The organism is Methanobacteriaceae archaeon, assembly GCA_030656015.1.
GTDB lineage: Archaea > Methanobacteriota > Methanobacteria > Methanobacteriales > Methanobacteriaceae > UBA349.
This window is the reverse complement of record JAUSNX010000004.1, coordinates 150,457-176,796: the sequence shown is the minus strand read 5'-3', so window position 1 is coordinate 176,796 and position 26,340 is coordinate 150,457. Positions and strand designations below refer to the sequence as shown.

General features: G+C 32.0%; 26 protein-coding genes and 1 tRNA gene. 18 read left to right on the top strand and 9 right to left on the bottom strand.

Annotated features, from left to right (window positions below):
- The first annotated feature begins 191 nt into the window (after positions 1-191).
- The 3 genes from Q7I96_04050 to Q7I96_04040 all read left to right on the top strand — a co-directional run bounded on the left by Q7I96_04050 (position 192) and on the right by Q7I96_04040 (position 1,524).
- The gene (locus Q7I96_04050) at positions 192-968 is read left to right on the top strand and encodes an MBL fold metallo-hydrolase (GenBank protein ID MDO9626785.1); all 777 of its coding nucleotides are present in this window, start codon (positions 192-194) and stop codon (positions 966-968) included.
- 147 nt (positions 969-1,115) lie between these two features.
- A tRNA-Thr gene (locus Q7I96_04045) sits at positions 1,116-1,188 on the top strand.
- Positions 1,189-1,383: 195 nt separating this feature from the next.
- Positions 1,384-1,524 carry a hypothetical protein gene (locus Q7I96_04040; GenBank protein MDO9626784.1) on the top strand — a complete coding sequence of 47 codons (141 nt, stop codon included), beginning with the start codon at positions 1,384-1,386 and terminating at the stop codon, positions 1,522-1,524.
- 54 nt (positions 1,525-1,578) lie between these two features.
- On the opposite strand, the gene Q7I96_04035 is transcribed toward Q7I96_04040, so the two are convergent.
- The 3 genes from Q7I96_04035 to Q7I96_04025 form a co-directional block, all read right to left on the bottom strand.
- Positions 1,579-2,952, bottom strand: coding sequence for a histidine kinase dimerization/phosphoacceptor domain -containing protein (locus Q7I96_04035; GenBank protein ID MDO9626783.1), 1,374 nt, complete (start codon positions 2,950-2,952; stop codon positions 1,579-1,581).
- A 393-nt stretch (positions 2,953-3,345) separates the two neighbouring features.
- On the bottom strand, positions 3,346-4,434 hold the full coding sequence (gene aroC, locus Q7I96_04030) for a chorismate synthase (protein MDO9626782.1): 1,089 nt from the start codon (positions 4,432-4,434) through the stop codon (positions 3,346-3,348).
- A 237-nt stretch (positions 4,435-4,671) separates the two neighbouring features.
- Positions 4,672-5,202, bottom strand: coding sequence for a GNAT family N-acetyltransferase (locus tag Q7I96_04025; protein ID MDO9626781.1), 531 nt, complete (start codon positions 5,200-5,202; stop codon positions 4,672-4,674).
- Between the two features lie 134 nt (positions 5,203-5,336).
- Between Q7I96_04025 and Q7I96_04020 the strand changes: the two genes are divergently transcribed.
- From Q7I96_04020 to Q7I96_04005, 4 genes are all read left to right on the top strand, one after another.
- On the top strand, positions 5,337-6,044 hold the full coding sequence (locus tag Q7I96_04020; protein ID MDO9626780.1) for an endonuclease III domain-containing protein: 708 nt from the start codon (positions 5,337-5,339) through the stop codon (positions 6,042-6,044).
- A gap of 122 nt (positions 6,045-6,166) precedes the next feature.
- Positions 6,167-7,141 carry a porphobilinogen synthase gene (gene hemB / locus Q7I96_04015; protein ID MDO9626779.1) on the top strand — a complete coding sequence of 325 codons (975 nt, stop codon included), beginning with the start codon at positions 6,167-6,169 and terminating at the stop codon, positions 7,139-7,141.
- Positions 7,142-7,294: 153 nt separating this feature from the next.
- On the top strand, positions 7,295-8,209 hold the full coding sequence (locus tag Q7I96_04010; protein MDO9626778.1) for a triphosphoribosyl-dephospho-CoA synthase: 915 nt from the start codon (positions 7,295-7,297) through the stop codon (positions 8,207-8,209).
- Positions 8,210-8,396: 187 nt separating this feature from the next.
- Positions 8,397-9,947: a phenylalanine--tRNA ligase subunit alpha gene (locus Q7I96_04005; protein ID MDO9626777.1), complete on the top strand. Its 1,551-nt coding sequence runs from the start codon at positions 8,397-8,399 to the stop codon at positions 9,945-9,947.
- Between the two features lie 123 nt (positions 9,948-10,070).
- Here Q7I96_04005 and Q7I96_04000 read toward each other — a convergent pair whose 3' ends face one another.
- The 3 genes from Q7I96_04000 to Q7I96_03990 all read right to left on the bottom strand — a co-directional run bounded on the left by Q7I96_04000 (position 10,071) and on the right by Q7I96_03990 (position 12,112).
- Entirely contained in the window at positions 10,071-10,544 is a 474-nt protein-coding gene (locus tag Q7I96_04000) for a hypothetical protein (protein MDO9626776.1), read from the bottom strand.
- Between the two features lie 129 nt (positions 10,545-10,673).
- Positions 10,674-11,570 (bottom strand): HD domain-containing protein, encoded by an 897-nt coding sequence (locus tag Q7I96_03995; protein MDO9626775.1) that lies wholly within the window; start codon positions 11,568-11,570, stop codon positions 10,674-10,676.
- Positions 11,571-11,710: 140 nt separating this feature from the next.
- A complete protein-coding gene (locus tag Q7I96_03990) occupies positions 11,711-12,112 on the bottom strand; it encodes a CBS domain-containing protein (GenBank protein ID MDO9626774.1) in 402 nt (133 codons plus the stop codon).
- Between the two features lie 307 nt (positions 12,113-12,419).
- Here Q7I96_03990 and nikR point away from each other — a divergent pair, with 307 nt between their 5' ends.
- The 9 genes from nikR (at position 12,420) to Q7I96_03945 (ending at position 21,144) form a co-directional block, all read left to right on the top strand.
- On the top strand, positions 12,420-12,839 hold the full coding sequence (nikR, locus tag Q7I96_03985; protein ID MDO9626773.1) for a nickel-responsive transcriptional regulator NikR: 420 nt from the start codon (positions 12,420-12,422) through the stop codon (positions 12,837-12,839).
- Positions 12,840-12,879: 40 nt separating this feature from the next.
- A complete protein-coding gene (locus Q7I96_03980; GenBank protein ID MDO9626772.1) occupies positions 12,880-13,665 on the top strand; it encodes a methyltransferase domain-containing protein in 786 nt (261 codons plus the stop codon).
- A gap of 22 nt (positions 13,666-13,687) precedes the next feature.
- On the top strand, positions 13,688-14,128 hold the full coding sequence (hycI, locus tag Q7I96_03975; GenBank protein MDO9626771.1) for a hydrogenase maturation peptidase HycI: 441 nt from the start codon (positions 13,688-13,690) through the stop codon (positions 14,126-14,128).
- A 237-nt stretch (positions 14,129-14,365) separates the two neighbouring features.
- Positions 14,366-15,523: an ATP-grasp domain-containing protein gene (locus Q7I96_03970; protein MDO9626770.1), complete on the top strand. Its 1,158-nt coding sequence runs from the start codon at positions 14,366-14,368 to the stop codon at positions 15,521-15,523.
- A 387-nt stretch (positions 15,524-15,910) separates the two neighbouring features.
- On the top strand, positions 15,911-16,963 hold the full coding sequence (locus tag Q7I96_03965) for a phospho-N-acetylmuramoyl-pentapeptide-transferase (GenBank protein ID MDO9626769.1): 1,053 nt from the start codon (positions 15,911-15,913) through the stop codon (positions 16,961-16,963).
- Positions 16,964-16,974: 11 nt separating this feature from the next.
- Entirely contained in the window at positions 16,975-18,561 is a 1,587-nt protein-coding gene (locus tag Q7I96_03960) for a Mur ligase family protein (GenBank protein ID MDO9626768.1), read from the top strand.
- A 451-nt stretch (positions 18,562-19,012) separates the two neighbouring features.
- Positions 19,013-19,450 (top strand): hypothetical protein, encoded by a 438-nt coding sequence (locus Q7I96_03955; protein ID MDO9626767.1) that lies wholly within the window; start codon positions 19,013-19,015, stop codon positions 19,448-19,450.
- Between the two features lie 44 nt (positions 19,451-19,494).
- On the top strand, positions 19,495-20,709 hold the full coding sequence (locus Q7I96_03950) for a hypothetical protein (GenBank protein MDO9626766.1): 1,215 nt from the start codon (positions 19,495-19,497) through the stop codon (positions 20,707-20,709).
- Between the two features lie 69 nt (positions 20,710-20,778).
- Positions 20,779-21,144, top strand: a complete 366-nt coding sequence (locus tag Q7I96_03945; GenBank protein ID MDO9626765.1) for a DUF356 domain-containing protein — start codon at positions 20,779-20,781, stop codon at positions 21,142-21,144.
- 224 nt (positions 21,145-21,368) lie between these two features.
- Here the strand turns inward: Q7I96_03945 and Q7I96_03940 are convergent, their stop codons facing one another.
- Positions 21,369-21,857 (bottom strand): multiprotein bridging factor aMBF1, encoded by a 489-nt coding sequence (locus Q7I96_03940; protein ID MDO9626764.1) that lies wholly within the window; start codon positions 21,855-21,857, stop codon positions 21,369-21,371.
- Between the two features lie 105 nt (positions 21,858-21,962).
- Here Q7I96_03940 and Q7I96_03935 point away from each other — a divergent pair, with 105 nt between their 5' ends.
- A complete protein-coding gene (locus Q7I96_03935; GenBank protein MDO9626763.1) occupies positions 21,963-23,195 on the top strand; it encodes a proteasome-activating nucleotidase in 1,233 nt (410 codons plus the stop codon).
- Positions 23,196-23,393: 198 nt separating this feature from the next.
- Here Q7I96_03935 and Q7I96_03930 read toward each other — a convergent pair whose 3' ends face one another.
- Entirely contained in the window at positions 23,394-24,212 is an 819-nt protein-coding gene (locus Q7I96_03930; protein MDO9626762.1) for a 4Fe-4S binding protein, read from the bottom strand.
- A gap of 98 nt (positions 24,213-24,310) precedes the next feature.
- Positions 24,311-25,036 (bottom strand): UPF0280 family protein, encoded by a 726-nt coding sequence (locus Q7I96_03925; protein ID MDO9626761.1) that lies wholly within the window; start codon positions 25,034-25,036, stop codon positions 24,311-24,313.
- Between the two features lie 345 nt (positions 25,037-25,381).
- Between Q7I96_03925 and Q7I96_03920 the strand changes: the two genes are divergently transcribed.
- Positions 25,382-26,122: a PH domain-containing protein gene (locus Q7I96_03920; protein MDO9626760.1), complete on the top strand. Its 741-nt coding sequence runs from the start codon at positions 25,382-25,384 to the stop codon at positions 26,120-26,122.
- The last annotated feature ends 218 nt before the right edge of the window (positions 26,123-26,340 follow it).

Sequence of the window (26,340 nt, the reverse complement as noted above, 5' to 3'; positions counted from 1 at the left end):
ATTAAAATAAATATTTTTATATAATTTTACATTAAATACATAGATTTACATTAAATAGCATAAATCAAATCTTATTTGAAGTTAATTTAAAAATTATGTCCATTTTTAACTGGATTAATTAATCAAAGGCTTTTTATAAGACAAAACAAATTAATGGGTGTAAGAAATGGAACTTAATTTCTTGGGAAGTGGTGGTGGACGATTTCGCTACCATTACCCAGAAACGGATGACTGGTGGATTTAGAATAGATGATATTGATGGCAAAAATATCCACATTGATCCTGGGCCTGGAGCATTGGTAAGGAGCTACCAATTTGGATTAGATCCTCTTAAATTAAATGGTATTATGGTTTCTCACTCACACACAGACCATTACACTGATGCAGAGGTTTTAATTGAGGCATTCACTAAGGGAATGACTCGAAAAAAAGGAGTTGTTTTAGGTAGCCTGAGCGTTATTGAAGGATATAAAGAATGGGGCCCATGTATTTCATCTTATCACCTTAATAAACCCGATGTGTCTATTCTAGGTGCAAATAAATTAATAAAATGGGATAATTTGAAGATTAGGGGCACTAAAACTGTTCATGGAGATCCAACTTGTGTGGGCTTCCGAATACAAGACGAAAATCTAACTATTTCCTACACTTCAGATACTGAATACTTTGATAAATTACATAAGTATCATGAGGGTGCAGATATATTAATTGGAAGTGTTATTAGGCCCCATGCTGAAAGGATTCGGGGCCATATGTGTGCCAATGATTTCGCTAAATTGATAAATGAAGTTAAACCTAAAATGGCAATTATGACTCATTTAGGAATGAAAATGATAATGAATAATCCTGAAGAGGAGGCCCGTCGAATCAGTGATGAAACAGGGGTTAGAGTTTTAGCAGCCAGAGATGGGATGAAAATTGATTTGGATGAATTTTCATATTCACAGCAAAACTTGGATGAATTTTAAGTGGGAATAAAATTATACGCCAAAATAAGGATTTTCACGAACAGTTGTGAAGAATTAATTTTCTATTTTTATTTAATAAACATTAATATGGATAATATCTGTATAATAAATATATATTTAAAAAACTAATACAAAATAAGATTCAATGCCTCGATAGCTTAGTAGGTAGAGCGCGGGATTCGTAATCCCGAGGCCGCGGGTTCAATTCCCGCTCGAGGCTTAAAATAAATTTTTTTTAGGCTATGTATTTATTATCTATAAATTTATTTTTCGCATAATATAATTTAGTTTAATAATAATTAATAACAATCAATAATAAAACGCTAATTGTAAAAATTAGTCAAAAAATTAGTTATATTATTAATTAAATAATAGGTAGCAGATAAAATGGGAGTAATGTTTAAAAAGGATATGTATGTGTCAAGATTCATACAAATGTCCTCATGAAAATTGTACTCATCATGATTGGCATAAGCAAAAAAGTTCATGTCAAGCAAGAGTTTGCAACAAAACTGAAAAGAACGTGAGATGTGTGGCCACACCTCTTGAAAAATGAAAAATGCAACAAATAATAATATCTTTCTCTTAATAATATCTATTCTAAAATTAATTAAATTTTAAATTCAACTTTTATTTGAGTTCCATTTTCACTTTGGATAGTTAATTTTCCAGCAATTTGACGCACTAATGTATTCACTATCTCAAAACCAAGCGAGTTAATATTACTTATATCAAAGCTTTCAGGAAGTCCCATTCCATTATCTGAAACTTCAAGAACTACAAATTGTTCATTTTTACTTAGCTTTATCTGCACGGTGCCTATCGTATCTTCTGAAAAAGCGTGTTTTGATGCATTTACGACCAGTTCATTCAGTATTAGACCCAGAGGTATGGATATGTTGACATCTAAAAGTATATCTTCTAATGAGAGCTCTAATTTAATACTTTTATTTTTGTTTTGATGCCCCCGTAGGAGATCGGTGGCAATTGAACTAGCATATTCTCCAAAGTTTAAATTTTTTAAATCAGAGGATTTATAAAGTCTTTCATGAACTAAAGCCATAGAGCGGGCTCTGTTTTGACTATCTTCTAAAATTTGCTTAGCTTCTTCATTATCAATGTATCTTGATTGTAAATTCAATAAACTGGAAATAACCATTAAATTGTTTTTAACTCGATGATTAACTTCTCGAATAAGCATTTTTTTCTCTTCAAGAGACTCTTTAAGTTCTTCTTCAACATTTTTTCTTAATGAGATGTCTCTACTAGTGGCAATAATCTGGATCAAATCAGAATCTTTATCTATGATTTTTTTGCTAGTTGTTTCTATCCAGACATAATTTCCATCTTTTTTTAAGATCCTAAATTCAATAGTAAGACTGTCATAGGTTTTTGATAGTTTAGAGAAAGATTCTTCAACAAGTTTCTGTTCTTCTGGATGAACTACATTAGTACAATCTTTTCCAATGATTTCTGCAGCTTTATAACCTAAAAGAAACTCACAAGACGGTGAAACATATTGGACTAAACCTTGATTATCATGAATGGATATAAGGTCCGTTGAATTATCTGCCAGCAAACGGTAACGTTTTTCACTGTCCTTAAGCTTTTTTTCTAAATCGCTTTTGGTTAAGGCCAGTTCTATGGCAAATTTTAATTCGTGACGATCAAAAGGTTTGCTAATAAAACTGTGGGGGAGAGTATATTTGGCCCTTTCTTGAGTTTTTTCATCATTATAAGCAGATAAATAAATCACAGGTACATCATAACTCTCTTTGATTTTTTCTATAGCCTTTACACCATCCATTTCACCTTCTAAAACAATATCCATTAAAATAAGTTCTGGGTGGTGTTCTAATGCTAGTTCAATTGCTTCCTGACCTGCTGGTGCTAATAATGGCTTGTAACCCCATATTTGGAGATTTGCCTCTAGTTCCATTGAAGTTAATGCTTCATCTTCCACAATAAGAATCTTTTTTTTCATGGTCCCCCACCAAGTCTATCTTGTCACTTTTAATCGTTAATTAATGATTATTATATTATAATATTGAAAATAGCATAACAAAACTAATTTATTATCATAATATGGTTATTTTAATTGATTTAACTTATTTAACCATCAAAATAAGTATTATTCAAATATATTATTGATTTTAATAATACTTTATAATCGAGTTTGTATCCATTATTTAAAAGTTTTACTATATCATTATATATTTATTTTAAATTAGATTAGTATTTTTGCTCAAATATAATGGCTATGGAGGTATTGGGACCTATTTAGTTCTTATTTTTTTAAAATTAATCAAAAGTAATATGATGAATAGGTTAATGTGTGTAATAATCATTGTAAATAGAATATTAGAAAATAAAATGATTAAATCTGGCAGGGGTGAATAAATCCACTTCTAATCAGGTGATCTACCATTAACATGGCCACTGTGGCTTCTGCAACGGGAACAACTCGTGGACAGATGCACGGATCATGCCGGCCTTTTATTTCTATTTCAGCATCTTCCATTGATTCTAAATCAACAGTTTTCTGTAATGTAGAAATGGATGGTGTAGGTTTAACAGCCATGCGTAGTATTATGGGCATCCCATTGCTCATACCTCCTAAAATACCTCCTGAGGTGTTGGTAGTTGTTTTAACTTTTCCATCATCTAAATAATACTCATCATTTATTTCTTTAGCAGTATATTCCGGAACCTTAAACCCAAATCCTATTTCTACTCCTTTTACTGATCCAATTCCCATTAAAGCCCCGGCCAAATCAGCATCTAGTTTTCCAAAAACTGGTTCTCCCAGCCCAGCAGGAACTCCTAAAACAATGGTTTCTACTATTCCACCCACAGAATTTCCTTCTTTTTTTGTATCAAGTATAAGTTTTTCCATCTTTTGGGCCGCTGCATTATCTGCACAGCGAACAGGATTGGTTTGTGAATATTCTTCAATTAGATTTAAGTTAACAGTATCTGCGGTTATTTTTCCTACTTGAGTTACATGGCCCACAACTTTAATGTCCAGTGTCTCTAAAATCTTTTTGGCCACTGCACCACCAATTACATGGCCTATGGTGTTTCTACCACTTCCTCTGCCACCGCCTCGGTAATCATAAGTTCCATAACGACTAATCCAGCAGTAGTCGCCATGCCCTGGTCGTGGCTTATTTTTCAAATTGGCATAAGCAGATGAATCAGCGTCTTTATTATAAACTACAGCAGTAATCGGTGTTCCATCAGTTTTACCTTCAAATATGCCTGAAAGAACCTCTACTTTGTCAGTTTCCCCACGGGATGTGGTAAGCTGGCTTGTCCCGGGCCTTCTCTTGTTTAATTCAATTTGAATATCGTTTTCACTTAACTCCAGTCCTGCGGGGCATCCATCTACTACTGCACCCAGAGCCCGCCCATGGCTAGAACCAAATGTAGTAACAGCGAACATTTTTCCAGTGGTGTTTCCCATATACTCACGTCCATAATAGTTAATTGGTGATTTAGATTAATTTTACTCAATTAATACTTGTTAGTCATGTATTTTAAGTAATATGTTTTAATTTAAATAATTAAATTATTTTATATTTAATACAAGTTAGATTTTATTAATTAAGCTTTAATTAATTTATTGAATTTTTTGATTTGAATTAATTAGAGGAAATCTTGTATTTGAACAAATTCAGATTAAGAATAGTAAATTCATAAGCTAATCTTTAAAATAATCTTCCTTAATAATAGAATATAATGCTTTATTATAAATTTTACCAGATTTTATAACGCTATTTCGCATTATACCTTCTAAAATAAATCCATTTTTTTCTAAAACTTTTCTAGAAGCAATATTGTGGCCAAAAGGTGTGGAAAATATTCTTTCCAGCTTTAAATTATCGAACCCATATTTTAAAAGTCCTTTTAATGCAGAAGAAGTGATTCCCTGGCTCCAGTATTCCTCAGCTATCCAGTAACCTGCTTCGGCAGATATTCTCTCAATATCTCTTCCAACTTCTAGACCTACTCCTCCCACGACCTCATTATTTATTGTTATTGCAAAATTATGGGTTTTATTACTCATTTTGGAGAGTTTCAACCATTCTTCTCCTTTCTTCATGGTGTAAGGGTTGGGAAATGAATCACGCATATTATTGGATATTTTAGGATTATTGGCATACTTAACTAAATTCGGGAGATCAGAACGTTGCCATTTTCGCAATATGCATTTTTCACACTCAATTATCATTTCTAAAATTCCTCTTTTAATTTTTTTAATATTCTAATATTTTCTTAATAAATTAAATTATTTAGTAAATTCATTTATTTAATTAAATTTTATAAATGGATATAGTTTATATAATGTTTTTTAGAAGTTATATTATGATAAAAAGACCAGGTAGACAACTGATGGATATCTATGAGAAATTATTCTCTCTCTATGGTCCACAGGGTTGGTGGCCTTTAATGGGTTTTCAGGGCGATAATCCTACTAAAACTGGATCTATAAAAGGATATCATCCTGAAGATTATGATTTGCCTCAAACTGATAATCAGAGATTCGAAATCATGTTAGGTGCCATTTTGACCCAGAATACCGCATGGACTTCTGCAGAAAAGGCTCTAAAAAACCTCTATGAATTAAGAGCCATCAATCCAGAAAAAATAATTAATATTGATTTGAATGATCTAAAAGAGGCCATTCGATGTGCAGGATTTTTAAATCAAAAATCGGTTTATATTCAAGAAGTTGCAAAATTTTTCATAGGTCTAAATGGTGCTGTTCCAATTAGAAAAGAGATATTAACTGTAAAAGGGGTGGGGGAGGAAACAGCGGATTCAATTCTTCTCTATGCCTATAAACAACCTGAATTTGTGGTCGATGCCTACACAAAGAGAATATTTTATCATCTGGGCCTTATTGGGGAGAATGCCAAATATCATGAGGTCAAGAAATTATTTGAATCTAATTTGCCTTGTGATGTCCCGATTTTCCAGGAATATCATGCTCTTATTGTGGAGCATGCTAAAAGATATTATCAGAAAAAGCCTTATGGTGTGGATAATCCTTTAATGGAATTAAGGAAATAATTAATTAAATAAATTGAATATTTACTAATTAGTTTTTTTACTTAATTATAAATTGAATAAATTACTTAAAACATTTTATATCCAATTTTAATTAATTTGCTTTATTAATCAGGTGATTTAAAATGGAATTCCCCATTACTAGAATGCGTCGTTTGAGAAAAAGTCCACAGATAAGAAATATTCTACGAGAAACAACTCTTAGAAAAGAGAACTTCATTTATCCTATGTTTGTAAAGGAAGACCTCAAAAAAGGCCAAGTAGAGCCTATTAAAACTATGCCTGGGGAAAACAGATTTTCTTTAAGTAGTGCCGTACAGGAAGCCAAACTTCTGGAAGAGAAAGGCCTATCATCCATACTATTATTTGGAATGCCTTCTAAAAAGGACCAGTATGGGACATCGGCCTTTGAGGAGAATGGAATTGTTCAAAGAGCTGTAAGGGAGATTAAGGAAGAGACGAATCTAGTGGTTATGACTGATGTCTGTCTTTGCCAGTACACTACTCATGGGCACTGTGGAATTATTGAAAATGACCATATACTCAATGATGAATCTCTGGAAAACCTGGCCCGGACTGCCTTATCTCATGCAGAGGCAGGAGCTGATGTGGTGGCCCCTTCAGACATGATGGATGGTAGAGTGGAGGCTATAAGAGATTTACTTGATATTAACGAGTTTCAAGATACAATTATCATGTCTTATGCAGCCAAATACGCATCTGCTTTTTATGCACCATTTAGGGAAGCAGTTTCCTCTGCTCCATCATTCGGTGATAGAAAAACATATCAAATGGATCCATCAAATGCACTGGAAGCATTAAGGGAAGCTGAACTTGATTTAATGGAAGGGGCAGATATATTAATGGTTAAACCTGCTTTGTCCTATTTGGACATTATAAAATCAGTTAAAGACGAATTTAATGTTCCAACAGCAGCTTATAGTGTTAGTGGTGAGTATTCCATGCTTAAAGCAGGGATTGAAGCCGGATATCTAACTGAAGATGCAATATTTGAGTCCATACTCTCTATTAAGCGTGCGGGGGCTGATTTAATAATTTCTAACTTTACTCCACACTTTTTAGAAATTTTAAAAAAATAAGTACTAATAATAAATATATTATCAATTAATTAGTAATTTAAATTGATTTAATTGACGAATATTAAGGTGAATATTAATTATTTCAAAATAATTTATTAAATGGATTAATACATTTATAATAATCTTTAAATAACCAAAAAACGAGTGATAACTATGGATCCAGATTATATTGCTAAATCCGCCCAGATTGCTTCGGTTCTGGAAGTTAGTGGCCATCCTAAACCAGGTAATGTTCACCGAACCCAGGATTTCCATGACATGGTATTTGAAGATTTTCTTATTAGTGGTGTGGTTATTGGGGATGTAATGCGTAAAGCTGCTTTAAGAGGTCAAAAGGCCAATGAAAATCTTGATTTTTCCCATATAAAACTGGGGGAATTGATACTAGATGCTGTGAAGGAAACAAATAAATGGGTGGATAATAACACTAATTTGGGAATTATAATGATGTTAACACCACTATCTGCTGCTGCAGCCATGAATGATGATTTTTTCCATCTTAGAACCAATTTTACCAAAATAATGGCTTACACCACCCCTGAAGATGCAGTTAATCTATATAAATCAATAGCTCTGGCCGATGCTGGAGGTATGGGTGAGCGTGAGAATCTGGATGTTACCAGTGACCAGTCACAAATTGAATTGCTGGAAAATAAAATAAATATGTTTGATATTTTAAAAATTTCGGCTGGCTGGGATCTTTTGGCCAGTGAATTAACCACTTCTATGCCAGTCACATTCGAAACGGGTTTTCCAACTTTTAAACGGATACAAACTAATTATGGAATAAATTCTGCCACTGTACAAACATTTTTAACCATATTATCTCAATTTCCAGATACATTAATCTCTAGAAAATATGGCCACCAAAAAGCCCAGCAAGTATCTCGTGATGCTAAAAAAATATTGGACCTGGGAGGCATACTAACTCCTGATGGTGAGAATGCCCTTAGAACGTTTGATAAAGAACTATCCCTTAATAACTTAAACCCCGGAACAACGGCAGATATAACTGCGGCATCCATAATGGTTGCATTTTTAAGCGATTACCAGAATTATAATGATTAATCCCTAAAGAATTAATTTGCAAATTATTTCATGCTTATAAAAATTTATTAAAATTGAAATCATAAAATTATTAGAATTCATAAAACTATAATTTTAAAAAAAATATTTAATTAATTATATTTACTTAATAACTAAGATAATAACTTAAATTAGTTATTTTAATCCTAATTAAAATGGAGTCAATCACATGGAAGACATTGACAGAATTATCAATGAATTACACCTTTACGAAAAAAAGGTTTTAAAATCTTTAGAATCATCAAAAAAATCACTTACTCCTGAAGAGGTTGTAAATACTCAAAAATTGGATATAAAGTCTGTTATGAGTGCTGCCGGTTCTTTAGCCTCTAAAGACATTATTTATGTTAGAAAGGATATCGAAGAAACTTTGAGTCTCTCTGATGATGGTGAAAATTATGCCCAAGAGGGCTTACCTGAGAGAAAGCTTTTAAACCTTCTCCAACAGGAGGGTTCTGTACATATGAAAGATTTGGGAGTGAAATCTGGATTAAATCCTTCTGATGTTAAAATTGGTGTGGGTTGGTTAGTTAGAAAGCAGTGGGCTAAAATCAACCAGGGAGAAGTTACCATAACTGATAATGGTAAAGAAATGGCTGATAATTTACAGGAAGATGAAAAATTATTATCCTCTCTTTTAGAAAAAGGCCAGATGTCTCTGAATGTTCTTGATCATGATCTTCAGCAAGGTTTTAAATTACTAAAAAGCAGGAAAGGTCTGATTGATATTGATAAAAATACATCTCACACTTTTATTTTGACTGATAAAGGTCAAGATATTCTGGCCAAAGGGATTGTCATTCAGGAAGAGGCTACTCAACTCACCCACCAACAATTAAAATCAGGTGATTGGAAAAGCCTTAAATATAGGGGATATGATGTAAAAGCAGAATATCCAGAATTCAATCCTGGTAAAATGCATCCTTTAAGAAGGATAATTGAAGAAATACGGAATGTATTCCTTAATTTAGGCTTTGACGAATCAAAAGGACCTATTCTTGAATCTGCTTTCTGGAACTTTGATTGTTTATTCCAGCCTCAGGATCATGCTGCTCGGGAAATGCAGGACACATTTTATATTAAAAATCCTTCCCATTCTCAGCTTCCTGATGAAAATCTTGTTTCTAATGTGGCCCAGGCCCATCAAGACGGTGGTGGCACTGGTTCTGAAGGTTGGGGCTATTTATGGGATAAGGAAGTTGCCAAGCAATCTGTTTTAAGGACTCACACTACTGGTGTTTCTGCAAGATTTTTAGCAGAAAATGAACCACCTTTAAAGATGTTTTCAGTTGGAAAAGTATTTAGACGAGAAACTATTACTTACAAGCATCTTCCAGAGTTTCATCAAGTAGAAGGAATTGTAGCCGGGGATGAAATTAACTTTAGAAATCTTTTAGGTATACTGAAAGAGTTTTACAAAAAATTAGGATTTGAAGTTAGATTCCGGCCGGCATATTTCCCTTACACTTATCTTTCTACTGAATGTGAGATTTATCTGCCTGAAAAAGAGAGCTGGATTGAATTAGGGGGCGCGGGAATGTTCCGTCCTGAGGTTTTGGAACCACTAGGAATAGAAACGCCGGTAGCTGCCTTTGGCTTGGGTATTGAAAGACTAGCTATGATTAGGTTAGGTATAAAAGATATCAGAATGCTTTATAAGAGCGATATTGGATGGCTTAGAAAGCTGTCTATTACTCAAGGTGTTGATATTGAAGATTAATTTCTAATTAGTCTTTAAATAATTTCTTTAATTTAATTTTTAATACTTTTTATTAGAAATTGGAATTTAAAATTAATTTATTAAATAACTATAATTGTAAATTATTTTAAATCAATTCCAAAATTAAACTTCTGCAGTGACCTGATAATATTCTCCGTCACTTTTTTTAATTTTTTTCAAGATTCCTTTATTTTCAAGGGATATTATTATATGGTACATTCTAAAATTACTTACTTTTAGTTTTCCGTATAATAAATTTCCTTCTAAAATGTATCTGGAAACCAAACCATCTTCTTTAGATAAATTTCGGATTATATCTAGAGCATCTAATTCCATTTGATCTAATTCTGCAGTTTTTACTTCTTTACGGGTTTCAACCACAGAAATTTTTTTACTAACAGGTAAAGCTTTGATCTTCCCATTTTCACGAATAATGAGATTTTTCTGCTCTAAATCGTCTAAAACATCTTTGAAATGGTGTTCTGTAATATCAATTTCCATTTTAAGTATATTTTCAGATATACCACCAGTATATTCCATTTGAAGATATTTTATCTGGTTGAAAACCACGTTTTCTTTTTTGGTTATGGTTATCATGTCTGCACCGGTATTTAATCCATTAAATCTATTATATTCTCAAATCAAATTTAATCACGATATAAAAACTTTTATTTAGTTTTTTTTAGTAAACTAATTCTTTTTTTTCTTTTATTATTGCTTTGGTGATTATTTTTGTTTATCCAGTGCTATTTTCACTTTAGCATCTAAATTATCGGCGTAATGCAAAGCTGTGGCTTCTGGTAAAAATGGACTCACTGCTGAACCCCAACCATTACTCACATCTCCATGATGACTTAAAATAAGATGGATTACCTTTTTCACAGTTTCTTCACTAATTAAAATTTTATTTGCCCGTTCTTTAACCATCTGGGCTGAAATGTATATATGTTCCAGGAGAAGCCCATCTTCAGTGTATTCTATGCTGAATCCATTCTGTCGGTAAATTTTCATTTTGCCAATGTCATGCAAAATAGCTCCTGTAAAAAGGAGATCATTATCAAGTTCTGGATAATTTTGGCATATAGTTTTACATAATATTAAAACTTGAGATGTATGCTCTAAAAGGCCACCAATATAATTGTGATGCATTCGCACTGCTGCGGGGGCACTGCAAAATTCATTTTTAAATTTTTCATCATCAAAAAATAGTTTCAGAAGATTTTTCAGCTGTGGATTTTTCATTTGATTTATGGTGTCTGCAATGACTTCCATTAGCTTATCTGTGTTTTTCTCTGAGGAATGTAGAAAATCCTTTTTATCAAATTCTTCGGCAGAACATCCTATCATTTCTGAGATTTTTAAATTAAGTCGGCCCTGATATTCTTCAATATTTCCTCTTATAGTACAGATATCCCCATTTTCAATTTCCTGTATCATAGAATTTAATTTTCCATTGGAAAACATTCTGCCAGTTATTTTGCCTGTTTTATCAGAAAGTGTTACATCAAGATATTCATTTCCATGCTTGGTCAGCTTAATTGTTTTATTAGAAATGGCAAATTTTGAGAGTATTGAACCACCCTTTAAATTCTTTACAAATTCATCTTCTAATTTTTGGTTCATTCAAATTCTCCTTATTTAATTATCTTTATCTAGTTACAATTCTCATTTATCTAGTTTGGCAAGATAATATTTGTTTTGAAATTAGAATAAGTATAAAATTGAATAATATTAATTAAAAATAGATAAAATATAATTTGCATTTAAGAAGGAACTAAAAGTTCTGCAGCTACCATTCGACAAATATCCGTTTTTGTTATAACACCCACTGGATTTTCATCTTTTATTACTAGAAGACCAGAAATATCCGCCCTTAACATTAAATTGGCAGCGTCTTCTATAGCATCATCGGCAGATATGGTTATTACCTTTTCTACCATAATTTCAGATACCTTAATATCTTCTGCTTCTTGAGGTCCTGGTTTTATGGTTCCTAATACTCCAATAAGGTCAGTATAAGATACAACACCAATAGGTTTATTTTCATCATCCAATACAAATAGCCTTCTCACGCCATGTTTATACATTTTCTCAAATGCTTCCAGAGGCAGGGTATAAGGACTTATAGTAATAACTTCGTTATTCATTGCTTCTTTAACCTTCATTTTATCCCTCAGTTTTAATCTGTTTCATTTTACCTTTATATTTTGCTTTAATGGATTTTCCCTCAAAAATTTTCAATTGAAAAAGGTTTTATATGGGTTGATTTCTAAAATGGACTTATCTGATTATCGAATTTTTTCAATAAATCGAACGAATTATTTATATAGTACAACTATACACAAATATTATTACTACACACCAATATTCAAATTAATATTATACTATTGTTTGCTTTCAACAATATTGCTTCAGAAAAAAAGTATAAATATGATGATAGATTATTAATATAATAACCTACGGGGGAACATTATGATGAGAATAAGTATGTCACTACCCAAGAAACTGTTAAGTGAATTTGATGAAGTATTAAAAGATCGAGGATACCAATCAAGATCTAAAGGTATAAGAGACGCTTTAAAAGATTACATTGTCCGTTATCAATGGATGAATGAAATGGAAGGCGAACGTATTGGAATTATCGCAGTAATATATGACCACCACTATACTGGTGTTATGGAAGATTTAGCGGATATTCAGCATGATTACCGAGATTATATTAATGCTGTAATGCACGTGCACATGACTGACAAGTATTGTCTGGAAGTTGTTGTTGTTAAAGGAGATGTGGGATACATTAGAAACCTAACCGAAAAAATGATGAGGTTAAAAGGTGTAGACCATGTGAGATTAACCAGTACTGCAACTGGACAACATCTTGATCACGAATAATTTCAAATTGATTTTTTCTAAATTTAAACCAATAAAATCAATGAAATTTTTAACTACACCCTATCATTATGATCTCTTAAAAGATACTGAGAGATTATCGGCCTTTTATGAGGCTATCTTTGATAATAAGTGGGATGTAGTGTATGACCTTGGTACGGGGAGTGGAATTCTTTCTTATTTCGCTGCCCCTACCTCTAATTTTATTTTTGCATTAGAAAAGAATCCTAAATCATCAGAATGTGCCAAAAAAAATCTTGAAAAATGGCATAATGTCCAGGTGATTAATACGGATATAATGGATTTTGAATTTACCCAAAAAGCAGATTTGATTATCTGTGAAATGTTAGATACGGCTTTAATTGATGAAGAACAGATTCCTGTTTTAAATAAAGCTTTAAATTATCTAAAACCATCAGGCACTGTAATACCCTGCTGTGTTTTAAATGGGGCCGAACCTATATTTATGCAAAGCCCGAGAATTTGCTATCAGGATGTTGATGATATAAATTTTCCAAAGTATCAAAATAGGGGAAATTTAGTTATTTTTAATAAGATTATTTTTGAACCGTCTATTGAAGAACATGTTAATGTGGATATTGAATTTACAATTTCGATTCCGGGAAAAATAAATGCCATAAAACTCACATCTTTTACATTAATCGAGCCTAATTTGATTTGTGGCCCTACTCCCATGCTTAATCCACCTCTATTTGTACCCATAGAAGAAATAGATTTAAATAAGAATGAAAAACTTAAACTGAATTTATCTTATGTTATGGGAGGTGGTTTAGATACAATTAGAACCAAAATTAAAGATATTTCTTGAAAACTGCCAAAAGCTTCTAATTTTGACCATTGGGAATGAATTAAGAGGTGATGACGGTTTAGGTCCTTTATTTGCTAATAAATTTTCTAAAATAACTAAAAACGCCTCTAAAGTGATTGTAATTGATGGGGGAATTGTTCCAGAAAATTTTACAGGAACTATACGCAAGGAAAATCCATCCCATGTTATTTTAATTGATGCAGTGGAAATGAATGCTGCTCCGGGAGATATGGAAGTCATATCAAAGGAAAAAATCTCCCAATATAATGTATCTACTCATTCTATGCCTATTTCATTTTTAATTAAATATTTAGAGACGACTTCTTCTTTTAAAATCATTTTATTAGGGATACAACCTCAAAAAATGGAATTGGGTGAAGAAATAACAGAAAAAGTTCAAATAAGTGTTAATAAATTAGTAGATGTTTTTAAAAATATTTTTAATGATTTAAATCTAATATAAATTGTTAATATATGTTTTAATTATAAATTTCAATATCCACAATATTTAATTAAATCTAAGATATCAAACAATATATTAAAAAATTTTATATTGAATAAGCTATTAAGTTTATTAAGAATGGGATGGCTTAATTTAATAAAAATATCTTATAAAATATCTTCAGGACCAAATATTCTATTTTAATTTATTAATAATAGAAATTCAAATAATAGATAATTTTCTTTTAAAAGTGATATAATGAAGATTTTATTTATCGGAGCAAGATTATACCATGGAGTGGTAGATTATGTCCAGGAAAAGGGCATTAACAGCATAATGTCTGAATCAAATTCAGATTCACCTAATCTAAAACTTCCCGACAAAGTCCATATAGTGCCTCGAGGAATGGAAGCACCTATGGAGCTGGCCATTAAAGAAGATGTTGATGCGGTTCTACCTTTAATCGGGATAGATGGGCCTTTAATGGATCTAGGAAAAATGAAGAATGTGCTGGAAAAAGAGTATGGAATTCCAGTAGTTGCTTCTAATGAATCTGCAGCTTCTATGGCCACCAGTAAAATAAAAACCAAGGAATTTTTTGCTAAAAATAATATAAATACTCCCGATTATCAAATCATATATAATTCAGAAAATTCAGATAAAATACATAATTCTGATTTTTTAGCAAGTAAATCTTCTAAAATTAAATTTCCATGTGTATTAAAACAAAGTGAGGGCCAGGGTGGAGTAGGAATAATGGTGGCCAAAAATAAGGAAGATGTGGAAACTTACTTCCAAAAATATGATGGGGCCATTATAGAACAATTTATTGATGGATTTGAAATTTCGGTAGAGGTTTTAAGGTGGAATGGAAAATCAGTACCATTGGTTGTTGTCTGTAAGGGTAAAACTACTTTAGAATGCCTTCATCCCTTAGATAAGGTTAAATATGCACCAGCTGATATCCCTGGACTTTCCAATGAATTGGCCAGAGAATTGGCTCTAAAAATAACAAATTTAATGGGATCAGAAGGTAATACTGATGTTGATATGATATTCGAGCCATCATCTGGGAAATTATATGCTATAGAAATGAATACTCGCCCTAGTGGTACTAGATACCTTACTGCTGCCAGTTCTGATATTAATCCTCTTAATGAAATGGTGGATATGGCCTTAGGGAAATGGGATGTTAATGATGTTAAAAACAGAATGAAAAATTATTATTCCCTCGAAATTCCAGTAGGTGAATTTAAAGGTCCAAATTGTGATAATTCTTCTCAAAACTTCAGTGGCTTTGATTCATGGGTTGTACACGGCCCAAAAAATTATGAACGAGTCACTATTCGAGGTAAAGATCAAAAAAGTACTTATAAAACCGTAGAAATGCTTAAAATAGATTTAAATAAATTTTAATTTTATTATTCTAGTTTAATTGTTTTAATATCTTATTTTCATCTTATTTTATTTTTATAATTAATCTAATCAATAAAATCTAAATTGTCAAAACTTAAATAAATGATGAATAAAAGATTATCATAAAATATTTAAATTATTGTTTTATCAATTAGTTAATAGATGAAAATTACTTATGGAATCATAACTTCTTTAAAACATTAAGTTATTTAATAATATTAATCAAAATTTGGTCTTAATAATATTAATTGGTTATTAAGACTAGGTTAAATAAAATTTTAAATAGAAATAATCTCATATTTCAATTACAAACTGGATAATGATATCAGTTATCAATTGTATTTTATTTAATAAGGTGATAATTTGGATTCTCTTCAAAATGGATGGGTGGTGCTAGCATTAGCTCTATTAGCATCCCTCTTTTTCACAGCATTTATCAAAAAAATTCTTAAAAACGCTAATATATCGGACAGTCCTATTGTAACAGAACATCGCCACAAAGCAGGCACTCCTACCATGGGTGGTATTGGAATCCTCATGGCAGCACTTTTTGTATCTTGTATATATTTCAAAAACACTTATTTGATTATAACTTGTTTTATAATGATGACTGCAGGCTTAGTAGGATTACTTGATGATTTAATTGGCTTAAAAACCAAAGAACTGCAAAAAATTGTTAAAAACATCTCAAAATTTCCTGTTGAAATTGGTCAGCTATCTCTAAAACCTGGTGAAGAAGCCCGTGCTGCCACTGAAAAAGCAAAAAATGATTTAGAAGGACTTTTAAAAACTGGAAATGTTGAAGTTGTTGGGGAGGCCCCTATTAAAAGCGAGGTTAAGGAGAGCGAAAAAATTCTGGCTCAATTTATCATCGCACTATTCTTAGTAGGCACTGGTGCAGTAACAACAATTGGTGGATTTTCTCTGGGATTTTTGGTTATTCCTATTGTTATAATTGGAATCATTGGAGCAATCAATGCAGTTAACCTTATAGATGGTATGGATGGCCTGGCTGCAGGAATAATAACCATTGCCTCAGCTTCATGTGCTATTTTCCTGAATTTAAATGGTAATTTTGCCTTTTCCATCCCATTTATTGCTTTAACCGGATTAAGTTTAGGTTTTTTGGCCTTTAATCGCTATCCTGCAAGTATTTTCATGGGAGATACTGGATCTTTTGCTTTAGGTGGAGGATATGCGGCAGCAGTTATGCTCACCGATACGGCTTACTTTGGTGTTCTTGCCCTAGCAGTCCCTATTGTTTCAGTAATTATAAGTTTGATGCACAGAGCTCACATAATAAAACTCCCTGTAGAACCATTACACCATACTTTACATTATAAAGGACTTTCTGAAAAGAAAATTGTTCTAATCTACTGGGTTTTAACTCTAATAATATGTGCCATAGGTCTTTATTTTTATCAATCTTTCTCTAACTGAGGTAAAATTTCATGGAAACACGCCATATAAATTATAATTCAAATTTTTTAGCCTCCACCATTGCTGATAATATTTCAGGGAAATTATTTGGCCCAGATAATCTTTTCACTGGCATTTTCAATACCTTAGGTGATTCTAATTGTGGGGATATTATTATAAGGCACTGGATCAACGAGGAAGGAATTAGAATTGCTTTTAAAAAGGGAGTTTCTGGCATAATAACTCAAGATGCTCGAGAAGGAGCAACTGAGCTGGCCATAAAATATGGAATGTCTTTAATTCTAGTTGAAAAAATAGAAATTGCTAATGCGTTTGCTTTAAAATGGGCCATTAATGAATTTGCTCCGGAATCCCATAGGGTGGTAATTACTGGAACTAATGGTAAATCAACAACAACTCATATGATTTATCACATTCTTAAAACTGCTAAATGGAATATTTACACTAATACTGACTCTAAATCTGAATTTAACACATTAATAGATCCTATGGTATCTAAACAGATATCTGAATTTGCACAAAATCTAGAAAAATCCAGCTTAAAATGTCATGATAATCAGATTAATGGGCGTTCGGGTCCGGAAATAGATGCTTTAACAATTGAAGTTTCTGAAGTTCAGGGATGGTTAGATAATGTAATGAAAGACCATGCTTATTTTATGACTCAAGCTATAAATCCTGAGGTTTTAGTTATTACTAATGTGGCCATGGACCATATCGGTCTGGTTAATTCTATGGATGAGGTATTTGATGAGATTTATGGTGCGGTCAGGGCTATGGAATCTGGAGTGGTGGTCCTGAATTTCAATGATGCACTGGTTAGAAAAATGGGTGAGTCTTTAAATTCTCAGATAACTCCTTTTTATCATGGAACTGGCTGTGATCTGGAATTTGATGGTTCTGACATTAATTCTGGAGGTATTTTCTTTAAAGGAGAACTATTAATCGAAACTAAAGATTTACCATTTAAAAGCCAGCACTTTATTGAAAATACATTAGCTGCTATTTCAGCATGTATTTCTTTGAAAGTTCCTTTGGAGGATATTACTCATGGTATTATTTTATACCATGCTTTAAATAGGAGATTTTCGATAATTAACGAAAATCCACGAATAATTGATGATTTTGCCCACAATCCTGACGGAATAAAGGCCACTATTAAAAGTGCCGCCGATTTTGTATATGATCATAACTCATCTAATTCAAATACTACACCCCATGACGAATTTCCAGTATCTCCTGATATGAAAAGTAAATTATGGGTTGTTTGTTCTATTAGGGGATCTAGGGGTGATGAAATTAATCAAATTAATTCTCAAGCTTTAGCTGAATCTTTAAATGAATTAGATTTAGATTATGGTCTAATTGTTTCTGCTAGCAGTGATGTAGTTGACAATTTAAATACGGTAGAAGAACATGAAAAAAAAATCTTTTTGGAAACCCTAAAATCGCAGCAGATTGAGTACATTTTTGAGGAAACATTGAATGCATCATTAAAAAATGTATTGTCTATGGCGGATTTTCAGGATACTATTTTATTAATTGGTGCTCAGGGAATGGATCCTGCTTCAGATTTAATTAAGACTCAAATTAATTGACTTACGATTCTATTCAATTTAATATCCAATTAGTGTGATTCTTGATATTATTTTTAAACTATCCTACAATAACAAAATGAATAATGAATTACAAAAAATACTTATATGTTAAATAGATAATCATTTGCTATAATATATTTATATAGTATATCTATAATATTTAATTTATTATCATTTTTATCCTTAATTATCAGTTTATAGCATTATTTGATTAAAAAATTAAATCAAAAATCAATTAATAAATTGATTATAAATCTAAAAATTCTTCTATACTTGAAAAATCTTTAATTAAGCATATATCTTTAATAAAAGAATATTTAAATTTAAATAATTGAATAAATAGATAAAATTAAGAATAATTCTTAGATTATTAAATATAATTTAGAATTAATTAAATATAATTAATTATAATCTCAAATTTATATTAACACATTTTAAGGGTGAATATTGAATGTTTTTAAAAATTAGAAGGGATACATTAATAATATTATTATTGGCCTTCATGCTTATTGTATCTGGCCGTACTATGACTTATATGGCTTATGCTTCATCCACTGAAGATGCACAGGGGACACCAATAGCTGGCGTTATAATTAAAGGAAATGATATTGTTCCTTTGCTCTCCATAAAAAATAATATTGCTGCAGCGGGTTTTAGATCGGGTAGTTATATTAATGGCGATGTTCTAGTTACTACTAAGCGCCAAGTTCCTTTAAATGAGGCTATTCTAAATGCTGAGACATTTGTAAAACGAACTACTATTCCTGGAACACAAGTTTCTCCTATTGTGGCGGCTGACATAAAAGTTGATAAAAAAACTGGTATTGTCACGGTTAATGTAATTGAGGACTTTTCTACAGTCACTGTTAAAAATACGACTTCGGGGTGATTATGATGCGAAAATTAAAAATTGCCCTATTTTTTCTTACAATTATAATGCTAACTAGTACAGTTTCTGCAACTATGAACGTTATAGTTATCACGGATCCTAGTGGAAAAGATCCTAATGGTGCTGCCGCAGGTAGTATGTCTTTTGCAGAGAACATGTTTCAATCTACTTTTATAATGTCTAAGGATCAGCAGTTTGCAGTTCTATCTGGTGGGGAAGGTAATTCCTATCAAAGACTTTTAGCTATTGTAAAGGCCATATCTTTACTTGAAAATGGTGCTACAGCTTCAGAAGCTGCAGGATCTGCTAACTCATACAGTGGAATACGTGTTGTGGTGGGAGGACCTACCATTGGGGCTGCAGTCGGAGGATCTTTTGATGCATATATGGTTACTGTAGATGACAGCGGGGTTATAACAGCTTCTTTACGTTCGGGCGGGCTGGCTGTTTTACCCGCAGGCCAACGAGGAGCGATTATCCACCTGCGTAATACTCATGGGAATCCCCAATATGGTACAGCTACCAGGGTTAGGCAGGAGACCGCAATTAATATTGGTAAAATGATTCGAGATGGATACTCATCTACTTATATTGTTGGAAAAGTATTTGAAGAAGTATCAAAAGATTCTGGTGAAAAATACGGTGGAGGGGCGGTTAATCTAGTTTCAGGAATATCTTCCGGGGACATGTTCACTCCTGAAAAGCTGAATGAAACGGGTTTTCCAATGAATGAAGCATATACTAAGGTTTGCCCGGTTGATGGATGGAGTGTAGGTTATCCTGAAGCAGAAAATTATGAAAGGTGCCCTATAGATGGAAGTGCTTTAAAAACAGTTTATGCATATGAGGCATTAGCCAGTGCAATTACAGTAACTCAAAATACGGTTATGGTTTCAGTTTATGGAACTGATGAAACTGGAGTGGTGGAAACAACTCAAGAAATTGTAAAAGCTTCTGTTAAAAAGAATGGATATAGTGCTAATGCCATTGCGGGTTCAATTAATAAAGGAATTGGTAATGGATTGCTGGTAGGGGTAAATTATGTAGAACCTAAAGATATTAATATAAAACAAAATTCTAAGGCCGTAGGTGTTTATTTCACACCATTACCTAATTCAAGAACTTCACCAGCTTGGAATTTGCCGGTAAGTGCCGGATTACTGAATATTTTAGGGAATATTCAAACAGCCATTGGTTTTGTAATGGTTCTTCTGGTTCTATTTAGAAGTACTTTAATAACTTCATTTAAAAGGAAATAACAGAATAACAAATTCAATATATTAAATAATTAAATTATTAACTATTCCATATTTTATACGGAGAAAAAAATGTCATTAATTCTTTTAAGAGCCGATAGTCAGGCAAAACTTCTAAACTCACTTGCAGATATTGAAAGACATGCTGGATTGAAAATTAATGGAAAACCTAGATTGATTGAGAATGAATTTGCAGATAATCTTGCTGAAAGCATTTTAAAGAAGAAATTAAGGAAGAAAGCTGTTATTTCAGCTGTTATCACTGTTCAAGAAAACGCTACTAAAAGTATAATGCAGGCCAAAAAAATTCATCCTCCGGCCCACGTTATTATTGTAAGTGATGAATATCCAGAATTTAAAACTTTAAAAGCAGAATTCAGTCGTGCACCTGTATTAAAAGGTTATTATTCCCATAAATTGAATAAAGGTAAGAAATAGTTATTTTTAATACTATTCATTATATTAATAATTCATTTTTTTAACTAAAAAATATTTAAAATAAGATTTTTTTCTATTTTTATTTCTATTTTAAGAAAATTATAGAATTTTTAAACATATGAATTAAGCTCAAAGAAAAGGAATTAATTAATTTAAAATTTTATAATTATTAAATCTTTAATAAATTCACAAAAAATAAAAAAAATATTTAAAATAAGATTTTTTTAGTGCTTTTTAATTCGAGCTATATCTCCAATAGTCGATCCTTTTAAGGAATTCGCTTTAAATTCCTCACCAGTAGTATCTTCTATTTTTTCTAAAAGATCTATCTTGAGAATTTTCTCAATTTTCCGGGCTAGTTTTGTATCTGGTGCCATATGGGCAGTTTCTAGTCTAGAAACCACGGATACTTTTTCATTAATTTTTCTTCCTAAATCTTCACGAGACCAGCCTTTCTTTTCTCGGGCTTGTCTTATAATGGTATTATAATCTTCAAGTAACTCGTAAGTTGTTTCTCTTCTTCTCGGGCGGCTTTGAGGTATTCTTCTTCCTCGTGCTGTTCCTTGAGGCCCTCGAGCGTGGGCTGGTTTGGATGGTGGTCTCTGGATTTTACCGAATTTAGAGCAGTCTTTGCAAACTTTCATGGTAGATCCGTCGATTTTTGTAGTAATTGGTTCATCAATAATTTTTTTCCCGCAAATCTCGCATCTCATAAAGATCCCTTTGTTTTTATATTTATTTAATTCTTACCTCAATATTTAAATATTACTAAAACAAATGTAGTATCAATAAAATTTATATAGGAGTGTTCTAAGCTCATGGAAAATTCCTCTCAAAGCACACTAAAAAAGATTGAAGACCTTAAAAAAGAAATAAGAATACTTAAAGAAGATAATACGAAAACAAAGAGAAATCTGATGTGGAAAGTCAGAAAACTCGAAAAAGATAAGGTTTTAATCGAAAATGAAAAAATTCGACTGGACCGAGAAGTGAAATCCCTTCGAGGAGAAGTTGAAAGATTCAGATCACCCCCTTTAGTCATAGCCACAATTACTGAAGTGTTGGACGACCATAGAATTGCTGTTAAAAGTAGTACTGGCCCACACTTTGTTATTAATTACTCAAGATTCCTTGATGATAAATTACTCGAACCTGGCTCTCGTGTAGCACTAAATCAACAGACTTTCAGCATTGTAGATGTTTTACCATCTGAAAAAGATCCAGTTGTTACTGGTATGGAAGTTGATGAGAAACCTAATGTTTCCTATGAACAAATTGGTGGTTTAGAAGATCAAGTTGTTGAAGTAAAGGAAACTGTGGAATTACCCCTTAAAAAACCAGAATTATTTAAGAAGATCGGAATCGAACCTCCTAAAGGAGTTCTGTTTTACGGTCCTCCGGGCACTGGAAAGACTTTGCTGGCCAAAGCAGTTGCTCACGAGACTAATGCTACTTTTATAAAAATAGTAGCCTCTGAATTCGTTCGAAAATATATTGGTGAAGGTGCTCGTCTGGTAAGGGGAGTATTTGAACTGGCCAAAGAAAAATCTCCAAGTATAATATTTATTGACGAAATTGATGCTGTGGCTGCCAAAAGACTTAAAAGTTCAACCAGTGGGGACAGAGAAGTTCAAAGAACTCTCATGCAACTCCTAGCAGAACTTGATGGGTTTGAAGACCGTGGAAACGTGGGAATAATTGCTGCAACCAACCGTCCAGATATTTTGGACCCTGCACTACTACGTCCTGGTCGTTTTGACAGATTTATAGAGGTCCCCATACCAAATGAAGACGCTCGTCGTGCAATTTTAAAAATCCACACTAAACCAATGGCTTTAGCTGAAGAAGTTGATGTAGAACTTTTATCCAATCTAACTGATGGTACTTCTGGTGCGGATCTTAAGGCAATTTGTACTGAAGCCGGTATGTTTGCCATAAGAGAAGAACGAGATGAAGTAACCATGAATGATTTTATGGATGCGGTTGATAAAATTATTGGTGTGGAAAACGAAGAAGGTTATAATAAAGAAGCGGGAATAATGTTTGGTTAATTTAACCAATAATCTATTTTTTTATTATGACATTTAATTTATCAATTGATTAATGAAATATTAATGAAAATAATTTTTAGCCAGTGATGAACCCTATGAGCTCTGAACTGTGATGAATGATGGGCGATCTGAGGCTAATCTTTAATTATTTTTAAAATTCTATTTTTGATATAATTCAGTTGATTAAAAAAATAATTTTTATATTATTTCACCATTTATGGAAATAGTATAATCTTTGATGATTATATTCTTTTTAGCTTTTTCTAAGGCCCTTTTGACAATTATTTCAATTCCTGAACAGCATGGAACTTCCATGTGTACAATAGATATGGATTTTATATCCTGGGTTTCAAAGATTGTTGCTAATTTATCTATGTATTGATCTATGGTTTTATCCAGTTTAGGACAGAAAATAATCAGAACTTTTTCCTTTAAGAATCTCTGGTGAAAATTAGGATAAGCAAATGGTGCACAATCTGCAGCAATTAATAAATCCGCATTCTTTAAATAAGGTGCATGAGGATGTAAAAGTTGCATTTGTATGGGCCAATTTCGTAGCTCAGCACTTAGAATAGTTGATTCACTTTTATCATTTCCAGAACTACTTGAACAAATTTCTTGTGTTATGGATCCGGGACAGCCACAGGCCAAGGGTTTTTCTTCATAATCTGGGATACCAATATTTCTTTCCTTTAAAAACTCAAGGGCTTCATTTAGAAATTTATCTTCGCCGTGTTCCTGTAGGTGTTGTAAATGGGCCTTTATAACATTGGGTCCGCCTGTGATAATATTTTCCATGGTTTTAGACTCATCATATGTTTCGGCTTCTCTTTGTTCGATTTCTATGGCTCCCTGAGGGCATGTTCCAATACAAGCCCCTAAACCATCACAGAAAAGGTCGCTGATAAGTCTGGCCTTACCATCAATTACTTGTAATGCTCCTTCTGGACATCCGGTGATACAGTCGCCACATCCAGTACATTTTTCTTCATTAATTTTGATAATGTCCCTTTTCATAGTATCCCTGCATTTGAATTTATTATCAACTTAAATTTTTAGTTAATATATAAACCGATATAATCTAATATGATTTTTATATTTAAAATAATTTAAGATTAAATTTCAAATAAATCACCTAAAACGGCTTTTTTATCAGTTTTTACTATTTGTGGTATTTTACCTATAGTCCCTGCATTTTCTCCCACAACGACCATTACGCCTTTGAATTGCTCTTTAAAATCATCAGCCCTATCCAGGCAATTTTGAACTGCATCATGATCATTGATTCCTTGGGCAGCATTGGCAATTGATGTGGCCAGAGCATCTGCAGTACTGGCCTCGGAAGCAAATACTGTCACTGAATCGGACCTTCCAAAACTGAGGGAATGGCCCACGGTTCCTGAAGAAGTGCATATGCCTAGTGGCGTTTTATTTGCCTTGATTTTAAATCCAATACCTCCTGAAAGTGATGATGTTCCAGCATAAAGGCCAGTATTAATATCTTTATTTACTTTAAGGGCAATATCTCCCCCATTATCGATAATACTATAATTTGATCCTTTTTCTAATAAAAAAGAAAGTGAAAGCTGGGAAATGGTCCCGGCCACTGCAGCCATAGGCCCTACTTCTGCTTTTCTACCAGCACGAGCCATTAATTTCACAACTAAAGGCCCATCATTAATTATTAGTGGTTCGAGTGATGTCAAAAATTCAGGATTTCTGCGAGAGAAGTTTATAATTTCCATTCTTTGTTTTAAAATAAATCCAGAAAGCTGGTGATTAGTTAAGTCAGTCACCAGGTTTATCTGGGTTTCCTGAATGTTTATTTTTTCTTTGAACATATACTTCACTTTAATAATTGCTTAAAAACTTTTTTAAAACAATTCTTGATTTTTTATTTATAATTTTTATTAATTTTTTACTAGTTCTAACTTAACCTTCATTTGAATATTCAATAATATTTTATTAATATTTTCTTATTTGAATATTAATATCCAGTTATTACATTAAAATGTTTTAGTAAAAACTCTATTTTAATATTAGGGAGATAATAAGGTTTATAAAGATATAAATCATATAAAAATAAATTTATTTAAAGATAATTATGAGTTTTTAAAATTCAAGTTTTTAATATTATAAATCTGGAAAAGTTAATTAAATATATTTTTCATAATTAAAGTGATACAATGTTTGGTAGAAGTAGAAAATCTTATCACGCCGGGGAGAGAGTTCTTTCAAGATGCAGACCCCGGATATTTTTACATAGTAAATCTGCTATTATTAAAATAATCTTTTTTCTGATTTTAATATACTTCTTTCGGCCAATTGTAAATTTAGCAGTAATTATCCAAAATGAAATAATTAACACGGTTAAGGTACCTTTAGTTGAAACTACAGTCATAATGCTGTTTGGTTTAATGTTCTTACTCATTTTATGGGCCATTATGGACATTGTGTCCTGGAAATATACGGAATATCAACTTACCACTCTAAGAATTATCACTAAACGAGGAATATTCAGTAAAAAAAGGGCCTATGTTTATTACGATAAAATCGAGGATATTAGTATTTACCAAAGTTTTCTGGAGAGAATGCTTTCTTCAGGTGATATTGAAGTATTTAGTGGTCATGAGAACACCCATGTAGTTCTGACTAATGTGCCTCACCCAGAAATTGTTGAAGACAAGATAAATCAGATTATGGAGGGTGATTGGAAGTCTTTCAGATCGAAAAACAGCCGTAAGAATTACTATAATTCTGAAAAAAGTTTTAAGAAAAAACTATCCTTTAGTGACCCAGAATTTTGGGAAACTGAAAAAAGTTCAGATAAGCCTGAAATAAAACCTGAACAAAAAAAAGATGATATTTCACCTAAAAAGGAAAAACACGTTATGGAAAGACATTCTGAAAGATTTAAAAGAAGATGAATACTATAATTCTATTTTTATATGAATAGATTAAAATTTTTATTCATTAATTCAAAAAATTAAATTATAAAATTTAAATTAGTAAAAAAGGTTTTCATTGTAATTAGCATATATTTTATTTATCTATAGTTTCATACTAATACTAATACTAAAATTTTTATTTAGAGATTGCATTGAGTTTAAACATAGATTCTATTCTTCATATTTTAAATATAAGA

Excerpts from the sequence above, each read along its gene's own strand:
- Q7I96_04040 (MDO9626784.1), top strand. The coding sequence starts at position 1,384 with ATGTGTCAAGATTCATACAAATGTCCTCATGAAAATTGTACTCATCAT.
- Q7I96_04035 (MDO9626783.1), bottom strand. The coding sequence starts at position 2,952 with ATGAAAAAAAAGATTCTTATTGTGGAAGATGAAGCATTAACTTCAATG.
- aroC (MDO9626782.1), bottom strand. The coding sequence starts at position 4,434 with ATGGGAAACACCACTGGAAAAATGTTCGCTGTTACTACATTTGGTTCT.
- Q7I96_04025 (MDO9626781.1), bottom strand. The coding sequence starts at position 5,202 with ATGATAATTGAGTGTGAAAAATGCATATTGCGAAAATGGCAACGTTCT.
- Q7I96_04020 (MDO9626780.1), top strand. The coding sequence starts at position 5,337 with ATGATAAAAAGACCAGGTAGACAACTGATGGATATCTATGAGAAATTA.
- hemB (MDO9626779.1), top strand. The coding sequence starts at position 6,167 with ATGGAATTCCCCATTACTAGAATGCGTCGTTTGAGAAAAAGTCCACAG.
- Q7I96_04010 (MDO9626778.1), top strand. The coding sequence starts at position 7,295 with ATGGATCCAGATTATATTGCTAAATCCGCCCAGATTGCTTCGGTTCTG.
- Q7I96_04005 (MDO9626777.1), top strand. The coding sequence starts at position 8,397 with ATGGAAGACATTGACAGAATTATCAATGAATTACACCTTTACGAAAAA.
- Q7I96_04000 (MDO9626776.1), bottom strand. The coding sequence starts at position 10,544 with ATGATAACCATAACCAAAAAAGAAAACGTGGTTTTCAACCAGATAAAA.
- Q7I96_03995 (MDO9626775.1), bottom strand. The coding sequence starts at position 11,570 with ATGAACCAAAAATTAGAAGATGAATTTGTAAAGAATTTAAAGGGTGGT.
- Q7I96_03990 (MDO9626774.1), bottom strand. The coding sequence starts at position 12,112 with ATGAAGGTTAAAGAAGCAATGAATAACGAAGTTATTACTATAAGTCCT.
- nikR (MDO9626773.1), top strand. The coding sequence starts at position 12,420 with ATGATGAGAATAAGTATGTCACTACCCAAGAAACTGTTAAGTGAATTT.
- Q7I96_03980 (MDO9626772.1), top strand. The coding sequence starts at position 12,880 with ATGAAATTTTTAACTACACCCTATCATTATGATCTCTTAAAAGATACT.
- Q7I96_03970 (MDO9626770.1), top strand. The coding sequence starts at position 14,366 with ATGAAGATTTTATTTATCGGAGCAAGATTATACCATGGAGTGGTAGAT.
- Q7I96_03960 (MDO9626768.1), top strand. The coding sequence starts at position 16,975 with ATGGAAACACGCCATATAAATTATAATTCAAATTTTTTAGCCTCCACC.
- Q7I96_03955 (MDO9626767.1), top strand. The coding sequence starts at position 19,013 with ATGTTTTTAAAAATTAGAAGGGATACATTAATAATATTATTATTGGCC.
- Q7I96_03945 (MDO9626765.1), top strand. The coding sequence starts at position 20,779 with ATGTCATTAATTCTTTTAAGAGCCGATAGTCAGGCAAAACTTCTAAAC.
- Q7I96_03940 (MDO9626764.1), bottom strand. The coding sequence starts at position 21,857 with ATGAGATGCGAGATTTGCGGGAAAAAAATTATTGATGAACCAATTACT.
- Q7I96_03935 (MDO9626763.1), top strand. The coding sequence starts at position 21,963 with ATGGAAAATTCCTCTCAAAGCACACTAAAAAAGATTGAAGACCTTAAA.
- Q7I96_03930 (MDO9626762.1), bottom strand. The coding sequence starts at position 24,212 with ATGAAAAGGGACATTATCAAAATTAATGAAGAAAAATGTACTGGATGT.
- Q7I96_03925 (MDO9626761.1), bottom strand. The coding sequence starts at position 25,036 with ATGTTCAAAGAAAAAATAAACATTCAGGAAACCCAGATAAACCTGGTG.
- Q7I96_03920 (MDO9626760.1), top strand. The coding sequence starts at position 25,382 with ATGTTTGGTAGAAGTAGAAAATCTTATCACGCCGGGGAGAGAGTTCTT.